The organism is Shewanella sp. CAL98-MNA-CIBAN-0140 (genome assembly GCF_040309905.1).
Classification (GTDB): Bacteria; Pseudomonadota; Gammaproteobacteria; order Enterobacterales; family Shewanellaceae; genus Shewanella; species Shewanella psychromarinicola.
Genome location: NZ_JBEOPI010000019.1, coordinates 21,103 through 39,272 on the forward strand (window position 1 = coordinate 21,103; position 18,170 = coordinate 39,272).

Annotated in this window: 22 protein-coding genes; 10 read left to right on the forward strand and 12 right to left on the reverse strand. The window is 41.9% G+C overall.

Going from position 1 to position 18,170, the window contains the following annotated elements; genetic code table 11:
* The first annotated feature begins 142 nt into the window (after positions 1 to 142).
* Together lptF and lptG are read left to right on the forward strand one after the other, a co-directional pair.
* Positions 143 to 1,255 (forward strand): LPS export ABC transporter permease LptF, encoded by a 1,113-nt coding sequence (lptF, locus tag AAEY93_RS11325; RefSeq protein ID WP_124014038.1) that lies wholly within the window; start codon positions 143 to 145, stop codon positions 1,253 to 1,255.
* Entirely contained in the window at positions 1,252 to 2,310 is a 1,059-nt protein-coding gene (gene lptG / locus AAEY93_RS11330) for an LPS export ABC transporter permease LptG (RefSeq protein WP_124014039.1), read from the forward strand. Before lptF ends, lptG begins: the two co-directional genes overlap by 4 nt.
* An 84-nt stretch (positions 2,311 to 2,394) precedes the next feature.
* Here lptG and AAEY93_RS11335 read toward each other — a convergent pair whose 3' ends face one another.
* The 4 genes from AAEY93_RS11335 to AAEY93_RS11350 all read right to left on the reverse strand — a co-directional run bounded on the left by AAEY93_RS11335 (position 2,395) and on the right by AAEY93_RS11350 (position 4,054).
* Positions 2,395 to 2,904 carry an RDD family protein gene (locus tag AAEY93_RS11335; protein WP_101032569.1) on the reverse strand — a complete coding sequence of 170 codons (510 nt, stop codon included), beginning with the start codon at positions 2,902 to 2,904 and terminating at the stop codon, positions 2,395 to 2,397.
* A 27-nt stretch (positions 2,905 to 2,931) separates the two neighbouring features.
* Positions 2,932 to 3,186, reverse strand: coding sequence for a DUF2960 domain-containing protein (locus AAEY93_RS11340; RefSeq protein WP_124014040.1), 255 nt, complete (start codon positions 3,184 to 3,186; stop codon positions 2,932 to 2,934).
* Positions 3,187 to 3,349: 163 nt separating this feature from the next.
* A complete protein-coding gene (locus AAEY93_RS11345; protein ID WP_351077032.1) occupies positions 3,350 to 3,445 on the reverse strand; it encodes a DMT family protein in 96 nt (31 codons plus the stop codon).
* Between the two features lie 114 nt (positions 3,446 to 3,559).
* Complete coding sequence (locus AAEY93_RS11350) at positions 3,560 to 4,054, reverse strand: GNAT family N-acetyltransferase (protein WP_164839519.1); 495 nt, start codon at positions 4,052 to 4,054, stop codon at positions 3,560 to 3,562.
* A gap of 114 nt (positions 4,055 to 4,168) precedes the next feature.
* On the opposite strand from AAEY93_RS11350, the gene AAEY93_RS11355 reads away from it, so the two are divergent.
* The gene (locus tag AAEY93_RS11355; protein ID WP_351076961.1) at positions 4,169 to 4,741 is read left to right on the forward strand and encodes a DsrE family protein; all 573 of its coding nucleotides are present in this window, start codon (positions 4,169 to 4,171) and stop codon (positions 4,739 to 4,741) included.
* 7 nt (positions 4,742 to 4,748) lie between these two features.
* On the opposite strand, the gene AAEY93_RS11360 is transcribed toward AAEY93_RS11355, so the two are convergent.
* The 3 genes from AAEY93_RS11360 to AAEY93_RS11370 all read right to left on the reverse strand — a co-directional run bounded on the left by AAEY93_RS11360 (position 4,749) and on the right by AAEY93_RS11370 (position 6,882).
* Positions 4,749 to 5,492: a substrate-binding periplasmic protein gene (locus AAEY93_RS11360; RefSeq protein ID WP_124014043.1), complete on the reverse strand. Its 744-nt coding sequence runs from the start codon at positions 5,490 to 5,492 to the stop codon at positions 4,749 to 4,751.
* Between the two features lie 51 nt (positions 5,493 to 5,543).
* A complete protein-coding gene (locus AAEY93_RS11365) occupies positions 5,544 to 6,188 on the reverse strand; it encodes a DUF2913 family protein (protein WP_124014044.1) in 645 nt (214 codons plus the stop codon).
* A 157-nt stretch (positions 6,189 to 6,345) separates the two neighbouring features.
* Positions 6,346 to 6,882, reverse strand: coding sequence for a DUF4136 domain-containing protein (locus AAEY93_RS11370; protein ID WP_124014047.1), 537 nt, complete (start codon positions 6,880 to 6,882; stop codon positions 6,346 to 6,348).
* Between the two features lie 234 nt (positions 6,883 to 7,116).
* Here AAEY93_RS11370 and AAEY93_RS11375 point away from each other — a divergent pair, with 234 nt between their 5' ends.
* On the forward strand, positions 7,117 to 7,434 hold the full coding sequence (locus AAEY93_RS11375; RefSeq protein ID WP_101034727.1) for a DUF1289 domain-containing protein: 318 nt from the start codon (positions 7,117 to 7,119) through the stop codon (positions 7,432 to 7,434).
* A gap of 309 nt (positions 7,435 to 7,743) precedes the next feature.
* Here the strand turns inward: AAEY93_RS11375 and AAEY93_RS11380 are convergent, their stop codons facing one another.
* On the reverse strand, positions 7,744 to 8,346 hold the full coding sequence (locus tag AAEY93_RS11380; RefSeq protein WP_101032562.1) for a TetR/AcrR family transcriptional regulator: 603 nt from the start codon (positions 8,344 to 8,346) through the stop codon (positions 7,744 to 7,746).
* 141 nt (positions 8,347 to 8,487) lie between these two features.
* Positions 8,488 to 9,909, reverse strand: coding sequence for a coniferyl aldehyde dehydrogenase (locus AAEY93_RS11385; protein WP_351076965.1), 1,422 nt, complete (start codon positions 9,907 to 9,909; stop codon positions 8,488 to 8,490).
* Positions 9,910 to 10,237: 328 nt separating this feature from the next.
* Between AAEY93_RS11385 and AAEY93_RS11390 the strand changes: the two genes are divergently transcribed.
* Positions 10,238 to 10,669 carry a universal stress protein gene (locus tag AAEY93_RS11390; RefSeq protein ID WP_101032560.1) on the forward strand — a complete coding sequence of 144 codons (432 nt, stop codon included), beginning with the start codon at positions 10,238 to 10,240 and terminating at the stop codon, positions 10,667 to 10,669.
* 37 nt (positions 10,670 to 10,706) lie between these two features.
* Here the strand turns inward: AAEY93_RS11390 and AAEY93_RS11395 are convergent, their stop codons facing one another.
* From AAEY93_RS11395 to AAEY93_RS11405, 3 genes are read right to left on the reverse strand one after another with little or no spacing between them, the layout of a single operon-like run.
* Complete coding sequence (locus AAEY93_RS11395) at positions 10,707 to 11,267, reverse strand: DUF924 family protein (protein ID WP_351076968.1); 561 nt, start codon at positions 11,265 to 11,267, stop codon at positions 10,707 to 10,709.
* A 4-nt stretch (positions 11,268 to 11,271) separates the two neighbouring features.
* Complete coding sequence (locus AAEY93_RS11400; RefSeq protein WP_351076971.1) at positions 11,272 to 12,888, reverse strand: PH domain-containing protein; 1,617 nt, start codon at positions 12,886 to 12,888, stop codon at positions 11,272 to 11,274.
* Positions 12,881 to 13,606 carry a PH domain-containing protein gene (locus tag AAEY93_RS11405; protein ID WP_351076974.1) on the reverse strand — a complete coding sequence of 242 codons (726 nt, stop codon included), beginning with the start codon at positions 13,604 to 13,606 and terminating at the stop codon, positions 12,881 to 12,883. The genes AAEY93_RS11400 and AAEY93_RS11405 overlap by 8 nt, the downstream gene beginning before the upstream one ends.
* A 228-nt stretch (positions 13,607 to 13,834) precedes the next feature.
* Between AAEY93_RS11405 and AAEY93_RS11410 the strand changes: the two genes are divergently transcribed.
* The 5 genes from AAEY93_RS11410 to AAEY93_RS11430 all read left to right on the forward strand — a co-directional run bounded on the left by AAEY93_RS11410 (position 13,835) and on the right by AAEY93_RS11430 (position 18,096).
* Entirely contained in the window at positions 13,835 to 14,161 is a 327-nt protein-coding gene (locus tag AAEY93_RS11410; protein ID WP_124012102.1) for a winged helix-turn-helix domain-containing protein, read from the forward strand.
* A gap of 41 nt (positions 14,162 to 14,202) precedes the next feature.
* The gene (locus tag AAEY93_RS11415; RefSeq protein WP_351076978.1) at positions 14,203 to 15,171 is read left to right on the forward strand and encodes a magnesium transporter CorA family protein; all 969 of its coding nucleotides are present in this window, start codon (positions 14,203 to 14,205) and stop codon (positions 15,169 to 15,171) included.
* Between the two features lie 31 nt (positions 15,172 to 15,202).
* Positions 15,203 to 15,862, forward strand: coding sequence for an alpha-ketoglutarate-dependent dioxygenase AlkB family protein (locus AAEY93_RS11420; protein ID WP_124012100.1), 660 nt, complete (start codon positions 15,203 to 15,205; stop codon positions 15,860 to 15,862).
* Between the two features lie 370 nt (positions 15,863 to 16,232).
* Positions 16,233 to 17,654: a DASH family cryptochrome gene (locus AAEY93_RS11425; RefSeq protein ID WP_351076983.1), complete on the forward strand. Its 1,422-nt coding sequence runs from the start codon at positions 16,233 to 16,235 to the stop codon at positions 17,652 to 17,654.
* A gap of 142 nt (positions 17,655 to 17,796) precedes the next feature.
* Positions 17,797 to 18,096 carry a BolA family protein gene (locus AAEY93_RS11430; RefSeq protein WP_124012098.1) on the forward strand — a complete coding sequence of 100 codons (300 nt, stop codon included), beginning with the start codon at positions 17,797 to 17,799 and terminating at the stop codon, positions 18,094 to 18,096.
* Positions 18,097 to 18,170 lie beyond the last annotated feature (74 nt).

The window sequence follows — 18,170 nt, forward strand, 5'->3', positions numbered from 1 at the left end:
CAGCCAAAATAGATGTTAACCATGACCCCAAAGCACCTTACGCGCTGGTCAGAAAACTAGCAAAACTGCTGAAAGTAGACAGTTTACATGAAAGTTGCTCTGATACCAGTAAAAAGATAAGTTTAGCCACCGGATCCTACTTGTGATTGTATTTAGATATCTTATTAGTGAAGTTTTAAAAGCGCAATTCTCAGTACTTTTAGTGCTGTTAACTATTTTTATCAGTCAACAGTTTGTGCGCGTGTTAGCTGATGCCTCTGATGGTGAATTCCCGGCTTCCTTGGTGATGACATTATTAGGCTTAAATTTGCCTCAATTAACGGTGTTAGTGTTGCCGCTGAGTTTCTTTTTAGGGATATTGTTGGCCCATGGGCGAATGTATGCCGAAAATGAAATGGTGGTACTGCATGGTGTTGGCGTGAGTGAATGGTATGTCACTCGAGTAACCTTATTACTTGCGATTGGCAATTTATTGTTTACCGCTTATTTGTCTGTTTATGTCGGCCCTTGGGCGGAAGAACGTCAAAACCAGGTCTTAGAAAAAGCCCAATCCGAAGCCGGATTAGCGGCATTAACCCAAGGTCGCTTTCAAGCAAGCCCGAATGGGCGAGCGGTATTGTTTGTTGAAAAAATAAATAAAGACAACACTTTGGATAAAGTATTTGTTGCACAACTTCCCGATCCTGAAGACGAATATGGCTTAACTAATATTGTGGTGGCTAACAAAGGTCGAGTGATTGAAGATGATTTTGGCAGCCAGCAATTACAGCTCGAAAAAGGCTTCCGCTATCAAGGCAGCCCTAAATCACTTGAACTACAAATAATTGAGTTTGGTGGTTATAAAATGGAGATCAAAGAACAAGAAGTGGATGAGCGGCGACGCAAATTATCTGCAATGCCAGTTGATCAATTGTTGGATACTCCAGGACCTGAAGCGGCAGCTGAATTTCAATGGCGCTTAGCTATCCCTATCGCGATCCCATTGTTGACGTTAATTGCGGTGCCGTTAGCGCGGGTTAATGTCCGCCAGGGTAAGTTTGCTAAAATGGGTCCCGCTATTTTGCTTTATTTGGGCTACTTTGGATTAATGATTGCAGGTCGAAAAGCCCTGCAAGATGAGGTGGTGCCGCAATTTTTAGGCATGTGGTGGATCCATGGCTTTGCGTTGATATTAGGGTTGTTATTACTTATTAAAGAACGCCCGACAGGGATGAAGTTCCTGGGTTTATTTAAACGCAAGCAGGTGACTGCATGAAAATACTAGACCTTTATATTGCTCGTATGATCGTTAGTACATCAGGCTTGTGTTTACTGATTTTGACTGGGTTGTCAGGCATCATTAAGTGGGTTGATCAACTGCGTTTGGTTGGGCGTGGTGCTTATACCATGCTAGATGCTGGCATATACGTGTTGTTTTTAGTGCCCCGTGATATTGAAATGTTTTTCCCTATGGCGGTACTGCTAGGTGCGTTAATTGGTATGGGCATGCTGGCATCTAACTCTGAGTTAGTGGTGATGCAAGTCTCTGGTATGTCGCGCTTACAAATCACCCAATCTGCAATGAAAACGGCTGTTCCATTAATGATCATGGTCATGGCGCTCGGTGAATGGGGCGCGCCTATTGCCGAAAAAAGTGCTAAAGAACTTCAAGCGACTAAAATATCGGGTGGCAGTTTGATTAAATCACATCGGGGTATTTGGGCTAAAGATGGTGACTTATTCGTTAATATCGGTGAGGTTAAAGACGTTAATACTCTGATTGATATTCGCTTATATGAGTTTAACGATCAACAAGAATTAACCGGAGTGACCCATGCTAAAACCGCCGAATTTATTGGCGATGCTTGGCAGCTATCTGCAGTTGATAATACCACGGTAAAAGAGGACCGAGTTATTCGCGACCATCTTGATACTGATGTGTGGCAGTCTTCATTAACCCCAGATAAGCTGAGTGTTGTGTCGGTTAAACCAGAGGCATTATCCATTAGTGGCTTAATTGACTACTTGGATTATTTAAAAATCAACCAACAAGATCCGAGTCGTTATGAACTGGCACTGTGGCGCAAGATTATGCAGCCAGTAACGGTGGCAGTGATGATGTTAGTGGCATTGTCGTTTGTGTTCGGTCCGTTACGTACTGTGACCATGGGAGCTCGTGTGTTACTCGGTGTAGTAGCAGGATTTAGCTTTTATATTAGTAATGAGATATTTGGTCCTATGAGCATAGTGTATGAGTTACCTGCGGTGGTTGGCGCAATTGCCCCCAGCATGTTATTTACTGGATTAGCTTTGTATTATATTCGTAAGTAACTAAACGTTAATTTGAACATTAAACTGTGATGCAAAAATGGCAACCTTTGGGTTGCCATTTTGTTATTGGTAAAGGCCAATTGATTATGCGCCACGCCAGTTACGCATTTGATTAGCTTCTACTGACAATACCACAACCTCAGAACGGGTCATCATGTCTTGTAATGCTAATTTGTCATCATTGATGATAATCCACAGATTACCAATACCTAATAATGACCAAACTACCCGAGCGCAGGCGGTAATGAAACTTAAGTCTTGGCCATTGGGATGTTGAACTTTAAGTCGCCAAGCTCGCATACCTAATGTTTGCCCACCTCGGCTCCAAAACACGGCATAAAATCCGCCGACACAAATGGCTATCCAGAGTTGATAAAGTCCATGATAAACCGGAGTGTTATTGAGCAAATCTGACACGTCTTCGTGACCATTCATCGCGATAAGTCCGCTACTTTGCAGACCCAAGAAAACGGCAAAACCAACCGCGCCAGCAAACATATAAACGGCTACAGCAAGCATTGAGTCATACGTCATTGCACCTAAACGTCGAAAAAAACTGGCTCGAGGGAAATTAGCATGATCTGAATTCAACATAGAGAGTCCTTATGTAAACCAAAATGATTAAACCTCATCATCTTCACGAACAAATTTGATGCTAGTAAAACCAAAACGTGCAAATTCAGTTTTACGAAATTCTTTCTCTGCTTTCGCGCCTTTTTTTGACGTTAACGCAACTTGTTGCTCCATGGCTAAAAACTTTTTTAAATCAATCCCTTCAGCTTGAGCTGCTGCTTCATAAAGATCATGATGTATGTCATAGCTAAACGCGATAGTTTTGGTTTTGCCTTTAAAGGTATAGATAACTTGGCGCGCCATGGCGAACTCCTGAAATTAATGTAATTCATTTTTTAATGTAAACAATACGGCACCCTAAAGGCATCAATCTGCCGACAAAGACTTAAGCGTTATGAATTTTTAGGTGCCAAATGGTAAAAGAGACAAATACCCATAGGGTAATGATCTAATGCACAATCTTCAATTATCCCACGTTCATCGACGTATAACCAAGCTGATCGGCATGAACTTGCAATAAATATTCAAATAATACGATGCCCCTGCTGACTAATGCTGTAATAAGCTAATCCTTGCGGTTTAAGGTTTTAACATCGCCATAGCAAACAAAAACATCATAAAAAGTATTGGCTAACAAAACCGTCGTGACGACTGCTGGCGGCTTAGAGGGGAACCTTTATAATAAGGGTAAATACAAATAACATGCCCCATCAGGGTAACTATCTAGTGATTGTGTCAGTTTTGCTGATGTGATGTCCGCTTTAAACCCTTGTTGTTGCCAGTACGTTTGCGCACCCTGTACGGCCACCAGTCCAATCCCCTTCACCGTCAACGCTTTTGCTTGATTTACAACATAAGTGAAGAGTTGTTTACCAATTCCCATGCCTTGTGCATTGGGTGAAATGGCCATGTCATGTAAATACCAGCAGTTAGCGTCAATCTGGCCACTGATTTCGGTATTCAATGACGGGGCATCGCCTCGTTGCCAAGGGTGAACAAGGGCATAAGCTAAAACGCGACCTTGTCGTTCAAACACGACACAGCTAGTCGGTGACGTTCGCCATTTACTTTGCATAACACCAAGCGACTCTGGCGCTAGTTCAACATAACATTGTGCTTGGATCGCCATAATAGCGGGCCAGTCGGTCGCGTAAATTGGACGTATTGACATATCATTCATTCTTGGTGTTTTTGAGCGCATCATTATACTCAGCAAGGGTCTAAAACCTAAGCGTTAATCTGTGCTAGAGTAATCATAAAAATAGAGATAAGGAAGATCAACATAATGGAAATCAGTTTACCTTCAATGAGTAGATGCGTTATCACATCGGCCGTGTTGACATTAATAGCGTGTTCATCATTTACGGCAACCGCTGGTATTGAGGCTTTTAAACCGGGACCAGTGATTAAAGACTACGGAAAAGTGGCCGAAGTGAATAGCAGCTTAACCATACCAACAGGCATGAAGTTTAACGTTGCTTTTGATTTAGGTACAGCCGCTAAACCCGCTGAAATAAACTCTAGTATTGATACTTTGGCGCGCTTTATTAATATGCATGTGGCAGCCGGGGTTAAACTGAAAGACATTTCGCTTGCTATGGTGGTGCATGGTAAAGCGGCTAGCGATATGACCAAGGATAGTTTTTATCAGCAGTTGAATGCAGGGCAGAAGAATGCTAATTCGGATTTAATTGCGCAGTTGGTAAGACAGGGGGTTAAGTTCTATGTGTGTGGTCAAACAGCCGCCTATTACGGCATTACTCCTGATGACTTGCTGCCGGGTGTTGACATGGCTTTATCGGCGTTAACTGCACATGCAGTATTAGCCCGCGAAGGTTACAGCGTTAATCCGTTTTAACCCCATATTAACGACTAAACACATCCTGCTTGGTGTATTTTTCGATAATGCTTTGAGTGGTGCCATTTTGGTTAAATTCAGCAATAGCGGCATTAATTTGTGGTAATAAGGCAGTATGTTTTTTACGAAGGCGCATGACCAAGTGGCCTTCTGAATGAATCGCGGCAAGGGTGACTGGTCTATTGAGTTTTTTTGCCCAATACAAGGCGGGTAAATCTCCAGAGATAACCGCTTCAACTCGCTCTTTATGTAATGCCTTGATGAGTTCTCTCTCAGAGGTAAAATCAACTCGAGTAAACTCTGTATCGTCGTGGTAAAGGTAGCCACGAATTGTGCCTATTTTTTTACCTTTAATCTGATTAACGTCTTGCCATTTTTGAGCATTTTTGTCTAAAGTGATAATGTTTTCTTGAATGACTAATATCGCTATCGATGAGACAAAATTATCGCCTACTTTTTGATCCTCAAACCAGCTTGGGCTAACAAAGTCGAAGTCTAGTAAGCCATTCGCTAAGGCGTAATTAGTTCTTTTTGGAGGATAATTGTTTTTTTCAACTTCAATGTTGGCCTTTGCAAGCAGTAACGGAACCAGCTCGCCGAGTATTCCTGGGTTTTCAGCCGATCCAGCAATGTAATAAGGCACCCAACTGCTGGAGGCATTGACGTTATACTTAAGTGCTGTGCTCGCTTGAACGGTGGAACCACAAAAAAATATCACCAAGCAGGTGAGTGCTAGAAAGCCTTTTTTCATGGTGACTCCTTATCTTTAATATTCTATTAATACTACAACAATTTTCGCTGCTTAATAAAGATCAAGGCACAGTAAACATAAACTTGAGTGTAAGTTATCAGGTATTAATACATAAGTTTTATGATGTTTGATCAATGAGGTCTTTTTATTGCCTTGGCTGAGTAATACACCTTGCTCTAATGCTAACCGTGCAACCAACTTTTCATCACCACGAATGTACATTGAGATTGGTTTGACAATTTTATCATCAACAATGTGTTGATTAAATTCTTTTGCTGAGATTATTAAACTTGATTTACCGTCACTGTTGATCTTCAATTTGGCATCAATGTCGGTATCGGTTACCACCACCCATTCTTGTGCTGCGAGTCCGGTTAATAGGTTTTTAAGCCCAGTGCCAGTGGCGATAGCACTGTTATTAACTTGTTGGTATTGATCGGCAATACAGGTTAATCGTTGTTTAAGTTGAGCCCCAGCACCTTGACTTCGAGCTTGACTTATCCAGGCCGTTAAGTCGTCGGCCATTAGTTTCGAAAAGCGTTTTGTTTTTAACGACTCAACCATCCAGTTACATAAAAAATGGCTTTCTTGTGCTGCAGTTCTGACGGCTTTGTGTTGTGATGCCGAGGTATTTATGGCATCTATTCCAGCTAGCGCAAGGGTTAATAAAGCTTGGTTGTATGTTTCTGTAGTCATTTTAACGAGGTCAATAAAGTAGTGTGATAGCTAGTTTACCGCGTAGTCGCAAATTGCTAAATAGATATTTGTGTTAAGTCGGCTCGAAGAGCTGGCGTTTCTATGTAAAGTAGTCGCCGTTCAACAAGGATAAACGGCAACTAAAATAGAGTGTAGATTACTTTTTCGGGGGGAATTGCGCCAAGATAGCGGCAACAGTTTGGTTAATGCCTTGTGCTTTAACTTCGCCACCTTGATCAAAGTGGTACTGACCATTGCCGCGCCAAATTAAGCGTTTGTCGGCTGGGTCGATAATATCAATTTGAATAGTTTGCGTTTTAGCTGTGTTACTGCCTAGCGGGATACCGATACTCGTGCCAAGACTTATCCCACCACTAGAGCCCCAAGTTCCAGAACCTAAGCCGATAGAAAGCCCTGAATCTTTTTCTTTGTTTTCAGTGATAAAGGCATAGTTGACTACAAAATCAGCATTGCTGGCGCTAAAGAGATAACCTTGGTTAAGTAAGGTTTGCTTAATGTCGTCATTAATTCGGTCAGCGGTTAAAGGATCATCAGTTTGTTTTACGGTGAGTTGACTGAATGTTTTGAGTACAGAGAAGTCGTAATTGACATCATAATCTTGCTTGGGTTTTGTCGCACAAGAGGCCAGCAATAACAGGCCACATAAAAGTAAAATGGGCTTACAAGCTGCCATTGTGTGTATTAACCCTTTACTCGAACGCCTTGATGTTGTCATGAGCCCTCCGACTAACGTGCAATAATGTACAAAATTAACTCAATTAGTATAACCTTAACATAACGGTATTTGATGGTGACTTTGGTTGGTTAAGTACTAGCCTCATCATTAAATCAACCTACCAATGACTATATCGTATATTTAGCATTTACGTACTAAATTCAATATTAGCTGAGGTTAAGCACTCTAATGATGGAACAGTTAAGTTTTTTTGCGGTGCCCAGTCCATGCGTTGGCGTTTGTCAGTCTGACAGTCGTGGCTATTGTATGGGCTGCCTTCGAAGCCGAGATGAACGATTTAACTGGATGAGTTACAGCGAGTTAAGAAAACAAGATGTGATCCGTTTGTGTTTACAGCGCAAACGACGTCGTCAATATGCTATTCATAAAGCGAAGCAACTGGCGCTACAAGTAGAACAAACGTCGCATACTCTTCAATTAGATTTTGACACCCAGACAAAGGCTGAAAATGAACAGATTGATCTAACGAATTTTAGTTTAGATGAATAATGTATGGGATAAATGCTAGAGCCTGTTGAACCTTCAAGATGAATTTTGCTGCTGTTAGTGGCCATTTTTTTCAAGGCAGAGCTAATGAGATGTCGTTATTCTCCTTAAATAAGCGATAACCCAGTACAAAGAAGCCACGAACGCAGCCCGAAGGGTCCGCCTAAACCGTCCTAGTTATTATTATAAAATAAGTTTGTTGCAAGGTATTAGCCTAGTTAAAGACTTTGTCTCTAGTCTTTTCACAGCATTCTTATGTAAGCAGAAAACCGTTTAGTTCGAACAAATTGTAAACACGAAAGGTCAACAGGCTTAGGCTTTCATCGCTTGCCAAAATAACCTGAAACTGGCGCATCGGTGAATGTCATCGTTACCTAAATGAGGATTGTCGGTAAAAAAACGAATGGCAGCTAAGTACTGACCATGGCAGTTTTCGAGCAATAACGCATTGGGAAAGTCAGCGATAATATGCTGCTGTTTACCTTGATTAATCAATTCGACAACAAATCCTAGAATGCTGTTCATCGCTTGCTTTCTGACGTCGGCATCGATGTCTGCGGACATAGAGTACTGTAGAAAAAAAAGCTGTTTTAACGGTTGTGCAATGGCCCAGTCGATGGCTTTTTGCCATAGGGTATTGGCATCTTGTTCGATATCACCACTAAAATGAGTGCTGCTAACCATGTTGGTAGCAAACTCTTGTTTAATGGATAAAAAAAGCTGGCTCATGATGTCTTTTTTTGTCGGAAAATGATGAAATAAAGTGCCCGTTGCCACGCCAGCCGCTTTGGCAATTGATGCGGTCGATGTAGCATTAAAACCATTATTAACAAACAGCTGTAATGCCGAGTCTAGAATAGCTTGTTTTTTATCTGTGGTAACAATGGATTTACTGCTAATGGATTTACTGCTCATTGAGTCACATACCTATTCTATCTAGTGTCTGTTTATCTACCGTTTATTCATTAAATCAGTTTGATTGCGGACTGGTTAATGTCGGATTCGGCTCAGCAAGTATCATTAAAGTAATACTTGCCGTAGTGATATTTTGAGGTGTTAGCGTAAGAAAAATTTCATCAATAATCGTTGGATCACGCCGCCATAAGGTGGATGAACAAATATGCCGGTATTAATTTTACCACTGTTGAGGATTGTTTTAGCATGGCTAAAGGTTAGAAAGCCTTCTTTGCCGTGATAGTGTCCCATGCCCGATGGACCAATACCGCCAAAGGGTGCGTCATCAGCGGCAACATGAAATACCGTGTCATTAATGCACACTCCGCCCGAATGAGTCTGCTGCAGAATGTCTTGCTGCGTTTTATCGTCAAAGCTCATGATGTATAGGGCTAAGGGGCGATCATGATAGTTGATATAACCTATCGCTTCATCAACCGACTGATAGCTAATAATCGGTAACAATGGTCCAAATATTTCATCCTGCATAATGAGCATGTCGTCTGTGGTATGTGTGACTAGCTGAGTGGCTATTTTTCGTTGCGTTGTTGATATTGGGCCATCAATTGCGGAGGTGACGGTTGCACCTTTGGCTTTGGCATCTTCTAATACTGCGAGTAAGCGTTGGTGTTGACGATCATTAATGATATTGCCATAGTCTTGGTTTGTGTCGAAGTTAGGGTACATTTTATTAAATCGACGTTGATAAGCGGCAATAAACGCCTCGACTTTTTCCGCTGGGCACAATACATAGTCAGGGGCGACACAAATTTGACCTGCATTTAAACATTTTCCAAAAATAAGCCGTTCTACCGCTGTGTCTATTGGCATATCAGCGGCAATGATCGCTGGGGACTTACCGCCTAATTCTAATGTTACCGGCGTCAGGTTATTGGCTGCGGCACGCATAACATGGCGGCCGACAACGGAAGAACCCGTAAACAGAATATGGTCAAACGGTAATGCTGAAAATGCTGCGGCCACATCAGCTTCACCTTCAACTAACTCGACTTCAGTTGGGGCAAAAATCGTTGCCAACATCTTGCGCAATACCGCATTGGTTGCTGGGGTGAATTCGGACATTTTTAGCATGGCCCCGTTGCCTGCAGCAATGGCCGTGATCAATGGGCCCATTGATAACATCACCGGGAAGTTCCACGGCACAATAATACCGATCACGCCCAAGGGCTGATATTGCACCGACACTTTAGAGGGCGATAGTAATAAACCTGCATGACGACGACTGGGTTTCATCCACGACTTAAGGTGTTTGATGGTGTAATTGATGTTGTTTACACAAGGCATAATATCCGAAATTATGGTGTCATTTGCAGAGCGATGGCCATAATCGTTAATTAATGCGTCGATGATAGATTGTTGATTATCAAGCAAAGCTTGTTTTAATTGGGTTAACTTATCTACCCGTGATTGATAATGAGGCGCTGGATTAGCTTGAAAACGCGCGCGTTGATCTGTGAGTAATTGTTGTAATTGTGTTTGAATGTTATCAACGGCCATATTCATATTTGATCTCCAGCAAAAAATAACGATGTTGGTTTGATGAAGTGTGATTAACCCATTCAGCAAACCGACTGATTAGTCGGTTTTATGTTATGTTCGTTTTTGATCTAAAGCAAGTTTTCGGGTTTAATTTGATATTAATCACTAATGAGGTCTTTAATACTGACTATACTAAAACTTAACTCGGGGTAGGAGATGGAATAAATCGTTAACAACGGATTTATTATCCAGAGTTTAGATTAGTTATATTGTTGAGATGGAACTGGGTGTGTTTCTGTGAGGCATAAAATGTCACTACAAAGACACATTTTACACTGCGAAGGAGGATAATATGCGAACACGTAATATTTTATGGCCTACCGATTTTTCTGACACGTCGTCACATGCTTTAAGTTACGCAATTGAAATGGCTAACTTATATAAAGTTGGCATTCGTATCGTGCACGTAGTTGATCAGCCTTTCGGTGATGAGAATTATATGATCCTTGCCGTTACCCCTGAAGAGTTGGCGAAAACGATGGAAGCTGCTGCGGCCAAGAAAATGCATGATTTATTGGGTCAACTTAATACCGACTTAAAGATTGAAACGGTGATTCGACGTGGTGATGCTATTGCCGAAATTTTGGCCGAGGCCAATAGCGGTGATATTGGTATGGTGGTTATTGCCAGCCATGGTAGAAGCGGACTGTCTCATTTTTTGAATGATAATGTCGCCGAAACTATTGCAAATAAAGCCACATGCCCTGTTCTAGTGGTCAAATAGCATCGGCTATAGAAGCTGGCGTTGGAGTATAGCTTGGTTAAAAGCTGGAATCGGGTTGAGTTAAAAAGATGATTTCGGCAGCCGTTGAGTCGCGCCCTAAGATCGCGTTTCGGTGAGGATAACGATTAAATTGAGCTATAATGGCTTGATGTTGTCGTTGGCTGTGTAGATTATTCGGCGCATATTGCTCAAATAATGGCAATGCTTGCTGGTGGATAATCATTGATTCGCTATGCATATAGGGCATGATTAAAAATCCAGCTTGGTGAGTCGGTAACTCTGCTAAACAACCTAATGCAACGGCTTCTTGCGCAAGCACTAACGCGATATTGTCAGCGGCAAATGCGGCTGGCGTATCGCGATGAATATTTCGCGAAAATTGATCTAGTACGATAATTTCGGCTAATCGCCCTTGAGTGTCTTTACGCCAGTGTTGTAACTCTCCCATTATGGCAGCGTTTAAAGCGGTGCCAAAAGTCTTTTTTATCTGTAAATCAAGCTCGGTATCTTTTATCCACCATTGTTTAGGTGAAATTTTAACAAACCAAAAATCAATAACATCATCGACGGTGACCTGTGTCGTTTTTATTTCATTCATTAGGCTAAATCCAATTACGGTTATCGTGACTAGTAGCATTGAGTGACCGAGTAATAATTAGCTCTGCCACATGAGTGGGAATATAGGGGAACACCACACTGCCACTGGCTAATCCGACTTCTACATAGGCTAACTGAGCTTGTTTTTGGCCTTGAGTTTGGATGATGTTAACGTGTTGAACTTTTTCAAATGCGACCCGCTGCCATTGTTGACCGAAAAAGCCGCTATGTTGCCAAATGACTTTATCTGCCACAACATATCCCCATTGCTTGTATCGTATGTAAATCGCTAATATCACCACGAAGGTGATGAACCAAGTGAACTCAAAAAAACCAGGGCTTTGATGGCCATAATAACCCATGATGGTGAGTATACTGGCCAGGATCAGTGCCAAGGCAATTCTCTTGGTTAGCCAATTAATATCAATAGACGAGTAACTGCTGGGTAATGCGCTGGCACCGCCACTGAGTTGAGGGATTTTGGCCAAGAGTAATTCGATTTCAGTGGATTTAACACTTGGAACTAACATGTGTTGTTTGGTTTTATGTCCAACTTCATGTCCTTTGACTTGCTTAAAGTATAAGGTCCAGCGTTTAAATAAGCGTGCAATAACGGGTTGTTGAAGATGGACTAATTGAATACGTTTTATGGCCAACGCATCTTGCTGGTGTGAAATGACACCGCCACTTCGTTGTAAAGTGTCATCATGTTTATCGAGCTGATATGGGTGATATTTTAACATTGCCGCGACAATTGAAATTAACGCAAACAAACTGTATAGCGCAAACAACCCCACGATTGCCATGATGGTCTGCAAGCCAATATTTTGATGAGTTTGCTGTTGGACCCATAACCAAAATTGCTGCGCGAGTGGGGAGTCGAATATTTTATCCAAATCAACTTGACCAGCGATGGGGCCCACAATTACGGCAAACCAAATAAAATTATTTTGATAAAAACCAAATAAGATTAAATCCCATAAACTTTTACGCACAATCGGCTGTGTATTCTCGATGCCATGTTGATTATCAGTATGCGGATGCTCGTGTGTCGGTGCAGTAGCATCAGTGTGACTTAAATTTAGCAGTAAACGTTTTAAGGTTTGGGCTTGTTGCGTATCTAAAGCGGCTAAATGAGCTTCGTCACTTTTAGACCCTGCCGTTTCAATCACGAGGGTACCGAGTGACAATGGCTTAAAATAAAACGGTTGTTCATATCGAATATTTTGAATGCGACTCAGCGGTATTTCATCTTTTTTGGTAAACAATAAGCCGCGTTTCACTTCAAGTTGATGGTTATTAAGACGAAAGCGAAATTTCCGCCATTCTATTATCGCAGAAAGTGTCACCAGCAATAATAGTAGGCTAGAAGCCAATATGCCCCATTGCATATCAAAGCCTTGCCGCCATCCAGTATAAACAATGGGTACGATAGCAAAACCATTGCTGAGGATGTATTTTAAGGTACTGAAAATATTACTGACGACGGACCAAGCTGAAAGTGCTTGCCACTGCTGTAAATCATCGGTATTGGTTTGCTCTGAATTGATCGATTTATTGGTAACAATATCTTTTGAGTCAAGATGTGGATCATCACCCTGTGATGCTGGTGACTTATCCATTATAGTTATCCTGCTGAGATCGTTCAATGGCTGGTGTAGGGTCATCAACTGATGTTGAATGCTCGCGTGTGTTTAATTTAGTGGCAGGTAGTTGATGACTTGCTGCCGCTTGGCTCAATAAATGTTGGCGTAAATTTTCTGCTAAATCGGCATTGAGGCCTGGTAGATCAATTTCAGCTAAGCCACTGCCTGCACTGAAGCATTTTAAGGTGACTAAGTTGAACCTTCGTTCTGCGGGGCCTTGAGATAAATTAACATGTTGCAGTCGAGTGTAGGGCAGTGCCGTTGTTGACACCCAAAATAACCCTTCACGTAACACCATTTCATGTTTAAACAAGCCATAAGCAATTTTGTTTGCTTTGAGGTGAATGAGTTTTATCACCAGGGCAGCCACCAAGATTGTCAATACTATAAACCCGGTCGCGATTATCAATGGCAGCGGGTTAATTATCAGCAGAAACACCGTTAAGGCCGTGATGATAATCATCATAACGACACTGCTAATTATCAATAATAGTTTAGGGTAATTAGGATCAATATTGCTCAGTGGCAAGTCGGCAAGTTGAATATAATCATCTTCGGATAAACGTGGGCCATGGTCATAAGTGTCTGCTGAGGTTGCTTTTACTGCCAACAATGAGGATGTATCGTTTAGCGTTGACGGATCTGTTATTGGCGATGGCGCTAATGGGCTCTTTGAGTGCGGCGGAGTATCCATGTTTGTTCGCTTTCCATGTCGGCTATTTCTATTGTTAAAAACTATAACGAGATTGTCGCAACTTAGGTAGTGTTAATCATATTGGTTATCGATAAATCAATCTATTAGCGTCAAAATCAGTGATAAATTACGCCGCAATTTGCCCACATTGGCAATAGTGCTTGCGTGACTGGCTAGACATACAGTAATTTCTATCCAGTGATGTAGAGATAATAGGGCGTGTGAAGGATGTTTTCGAATAATTACGTGATCAATAAATCGCAAAAAGCATTTTTACGAAAATTGTATTTAGCGCATCTGCTAGATGAAGAACAACATAACTTATTAAGCTTGCAAAAACTGACGCTTATGCCACGAAGGACATTGCAAGATGCGCTAGCGGCATTTGTCGATATTGGTATTGAAGTGGATTTTGTTCAGCAAGGCCAGCGTCATAATGAAGGCTATTATCGCATTTCAACTTGGGGCCCAATCAGCAGTGCTTGGGTGAATAGCCATTTCGAGCAGATCAAACAACACATTGAAATGGTGAGCGAGTCAGACATGACCCGTTAAGCGGTTTATACTGCAATAATTTGTTGTTGAAAGGGCTATTCATGGCGATACAGATACTATTATTCAATGGGCAAGGTCTGTTGTTAGCTGAAGGTGATGAGACTCTCATGAGTCAATATGATCCGCAACAGCAGTTAATATGGGTCGATATTACGGGTCAGCATAGCCAAGCGTTTTTTAAGCAACATCCTGACTTTGGTATTGATCATCTCGATTTTGAAGAAGCACAGCGTGAACGTCATCCTCCACAGTTTGAAGAATATGGCACCCATTCGTATTTGTTAACCCACGAGCTTAAAGACAGGGAAGAGTATCTTCTGCTTGAGCGTAGCCAGTTACTGCTACATGTGAATGACCATTTTTTAGTGACACAACACCTTAAACCGTCAATCAGTGTCAGCAAAGTTATCCAACGGATCCGCGAGCAAGGTCACCTAGATAGCACGGACATGAGCCAAGTGTGTTTTGAACTAATGCGTCAAATTGTGATTGATTATCTGGCAGTGATGTTGGCGTTAGAAGAACGTTTAAGTGAAATAGAAGATGAGATTTTTGATGTTTCAACCGATGATTTACTTGCAGAGTTAATCGCTTATAGCAGTAAATTACAAAAAGCAAAACGTTCGTTTAGTTACCATGAAGAGATATTGCAACAATGGCTTCGCGATGACAGCCATCAGCATATTAAGATGGACTATGAACAACTGAGTTATTTATATAACCAGTTTGAACGGTTATCAAGTCGAGCCAGTCTTTATCAAGGTTTAGTGGACAGCTTAATCAATGGCTATATTTCAGTCAGTGCCCATAAAACCAATCGAGTGATGATGACGTTAACCATGGTCACGGCCATTTTTCTACCATTAACCTTAGTCGCGGGCATTTACGGAATGAACTTTGATAATATGCCTGAGTTAAAATGGCACTTTGGCTATTTTGCAGTATTGAGCCTAATGGCAGTGATTGTGTTATCAGGCTTGTGGATAGCTAAAATAAAGCGTTGGTATTAATCGAAGTGAGTGATTAAAGGAGGCTATTGAGGTGACAAAGTTTCAACATGGGTTAGATTTTGGCGATCCTCACGACGGCTTAACTCAAGATGATATTGTCGAGGCAAGGACTAAAAACCAAATCAGTCCACCTGTCACTTGGATTAAAGGTTTTTTGTCGCCTAAGCAGCAACAGTTATTGATAAATGAAGTTAATCACTATCCGTTAGAGCGGGTTTCTATACAAGTGTATGGTAAGCAACATCTGACTCCTCGAACCCAGGCTTGGTTTGGCGACCCCGGTTGCGATTATCATTACTCCAAATTACACATCACTGCACTGGCTTGGCCAAAAGTATTAAGCCGATTACGTGCAAAATTGCTTAACGATCATCAAATCGACACTAATTCAGTATTAGTTAATCGCTATGCCGATGGCCACGACTGTATGGGATGGCACAGTGATGATGAACCTGAGATTGTCAGTGGTTCGGCGATTGCATCGGTTACCTTGGGGGCCTGTCGAGACTTTGTTGTGCGCCATAAGCAAACTAAGACCAAAGTTAATTTTGCGCTCGCATCGGGGGACTTACTTATTATGCATCCCGGTATGCAGCAGCACTGGCAGCATGCTTTGCCTAAACGCCTTAAGGTTGTTGAGCCGCGTATTAACTTTACCTTTCGACAAATCATCCCCAATTATTATCGTTAATAGATATCGTTAATGGCCATAGCTAAAAGCGAAAGGCCTAGCGGCTAGGACGCTATAAAATCTTAGCAGCCAAGCTGATCCTATCCCAGAGATGACAGGCGATAACTATAGATGACAAGCGATAACGAGTGAAAAAGCTAAGCGCCTAGGACGCTGCGCGGTTAGATGCTATAAAATCTTAGCAGCGAAGCTGTCCCTAGAAGCGAAGCGCTCTATCCGCGTAGCGAACTAGCAGCGAAGCGACTCTAGAACCTCGCAGACCGAAGGTCGAGCTAGTTTGGGTATATAGCGAAAATAGATTATTACTGAACCGTTAACCACTGTGTTTACGTACCTATTAGGTATGGTTTCAAGATGTGGTAATAAATAGATGAACAATGCGGGTGGCAAAGGTTGCGTAGACTCAAACATAAAAACGACATCGCAATCAACAGTCCGGGCGCTTTATTGGTTAGGTGATGACCTGCGAATGGCAGACAATGCGATATTTTCTGATATTGCTCAGCATGCTCAGCAGTTGATGATAGTGTATTGCATCGACCCCAATTGGTTTCGAACAGCCCAATATCAAGCTCAGTATCTTGGTAAGCACAGGTTACGATTTTTGCTTGAGTCATTACGGGCATTAGACGAAGCGCTCAATCAATATGGTCAACAGCTGCATATTGTTTACGCTTCAGCGCAAAAATCCTTGGCTTATATTATCCAAGCCCATGATATTTCCCGGGTCTATCGTAGTGATCATTGTGGTGCAGATGAGCAGACCGCTTGGCAATCGATTCAGCAGCAATGCCCCGATATTCAATATTCGACCATGACCACTCAAACTCTGTTTCACTCACAGCAACTTCCTTTTGAGCTAGCCGAACTTGCGCCAACATTCAGTCAATTTCGCAAGCAAGTCGAGAACATCAATATTACCGCAGCAGCTGACGCAATATCTTGGTTGCCACCTATGGTCGCGCTTAAGCAGCAAGATAAACAGCTTCAGGCTTGGCTGTCTTACCCCGACTGGGTGCCACAAACTCAAATGATGAGCAATGTATTTTGCGGTGGCGAAGCACAAGGGCTATTACAATTAGAATGCTATTTTTCTTCAAACTTAGCGCATCACTACAAGGAGATGCGTAATGAGCTTGATGGTTGGGAATGCTCGACAAAGTTTTCACCTTGGTTAGCTAATGGTTGTTTATCTGCAAGGCAAGTGGTGTCTGCCTTGCAGCAATTTGAATCACAACATGGTGCGAGCCAATCAAGCCAGTGGATTTTGTATGAGCTACTTTGGCGTGAGTATTTTCATTGGTATGGCTTTAAATTCAATAAACAGCTATTTCGATTCTCTGGCATTAGTGGGCGTAAGCCGTTAACCAGTTTTTATGTGCAACGTATTCAAGCGTGGAAAACTGCCAGTACACCTTTCCCTTTAGTGAATGCGTTGATGAAGCAATTAAATGACACTGGTTATATGTCAAATCGCGGTAGGCAAATTGTGGCAAGTTGCTTTGTGAATGAACTACAATGTGATTGGCGTTATGGTGCCGCTTATTTTCAACAGCAGTTAATTGATTATGATGTTGCCGTGAATTGGGGCAATTGGCAGTATCTGGCGGGTGTTGGCGCCGATCCCCGCGGCGCTAGGCACTTTAATCTTGAAAAACAGCAGCAGACATATGACCCACACGGGCTATTTATCAATGCATGGCTAGGGCGTGAGGTGTTACAACAACAAGACGAGGTCAATGCTGCGTATTGCATGGATAGTGTCGATATAGCAGATTGGCCAAGAAGCTGATCGATAATGGTCATTAATATGCGTCGATATCGACTCGACAGAAGGTGTGCACAAACTTTAAGTTTTAGTCTGCTTGTTTGACCTTTATTCGGCAAAGCAGTACCCTTCGATTTCATCGATATGGATTAACAAGAGTATTACTATGTCTGTCCAACAAATCATTACTGATAAATTGAATCATGCCTTCGAGCCATTGCATCTTGAGGTGATTAACGAAAGTAATCGTCATCATGTTCCGCCTAATTCTGAAACCCATTTTAAAGTGGTTGTGGTTAGCGATAAATTTAGTGACCAGCGTTTGCTTGCCCGTCACCGTTTGATTAACCAAGCGCTTGCAGATGAGTTAGCTAACGGTGTGCATGCATTATCCATCAATGCTTATACTCAGCCAGAATGGCAAGCATTGGATAAAGTACCTAAAACCCCTAATTGTAAAGGCTAATTGTTATTAACTTACTGGTCTATTTATAAAAAAGCCTCACGGATTATGTGAGGCTTTTTTATTTTGTATTGTAA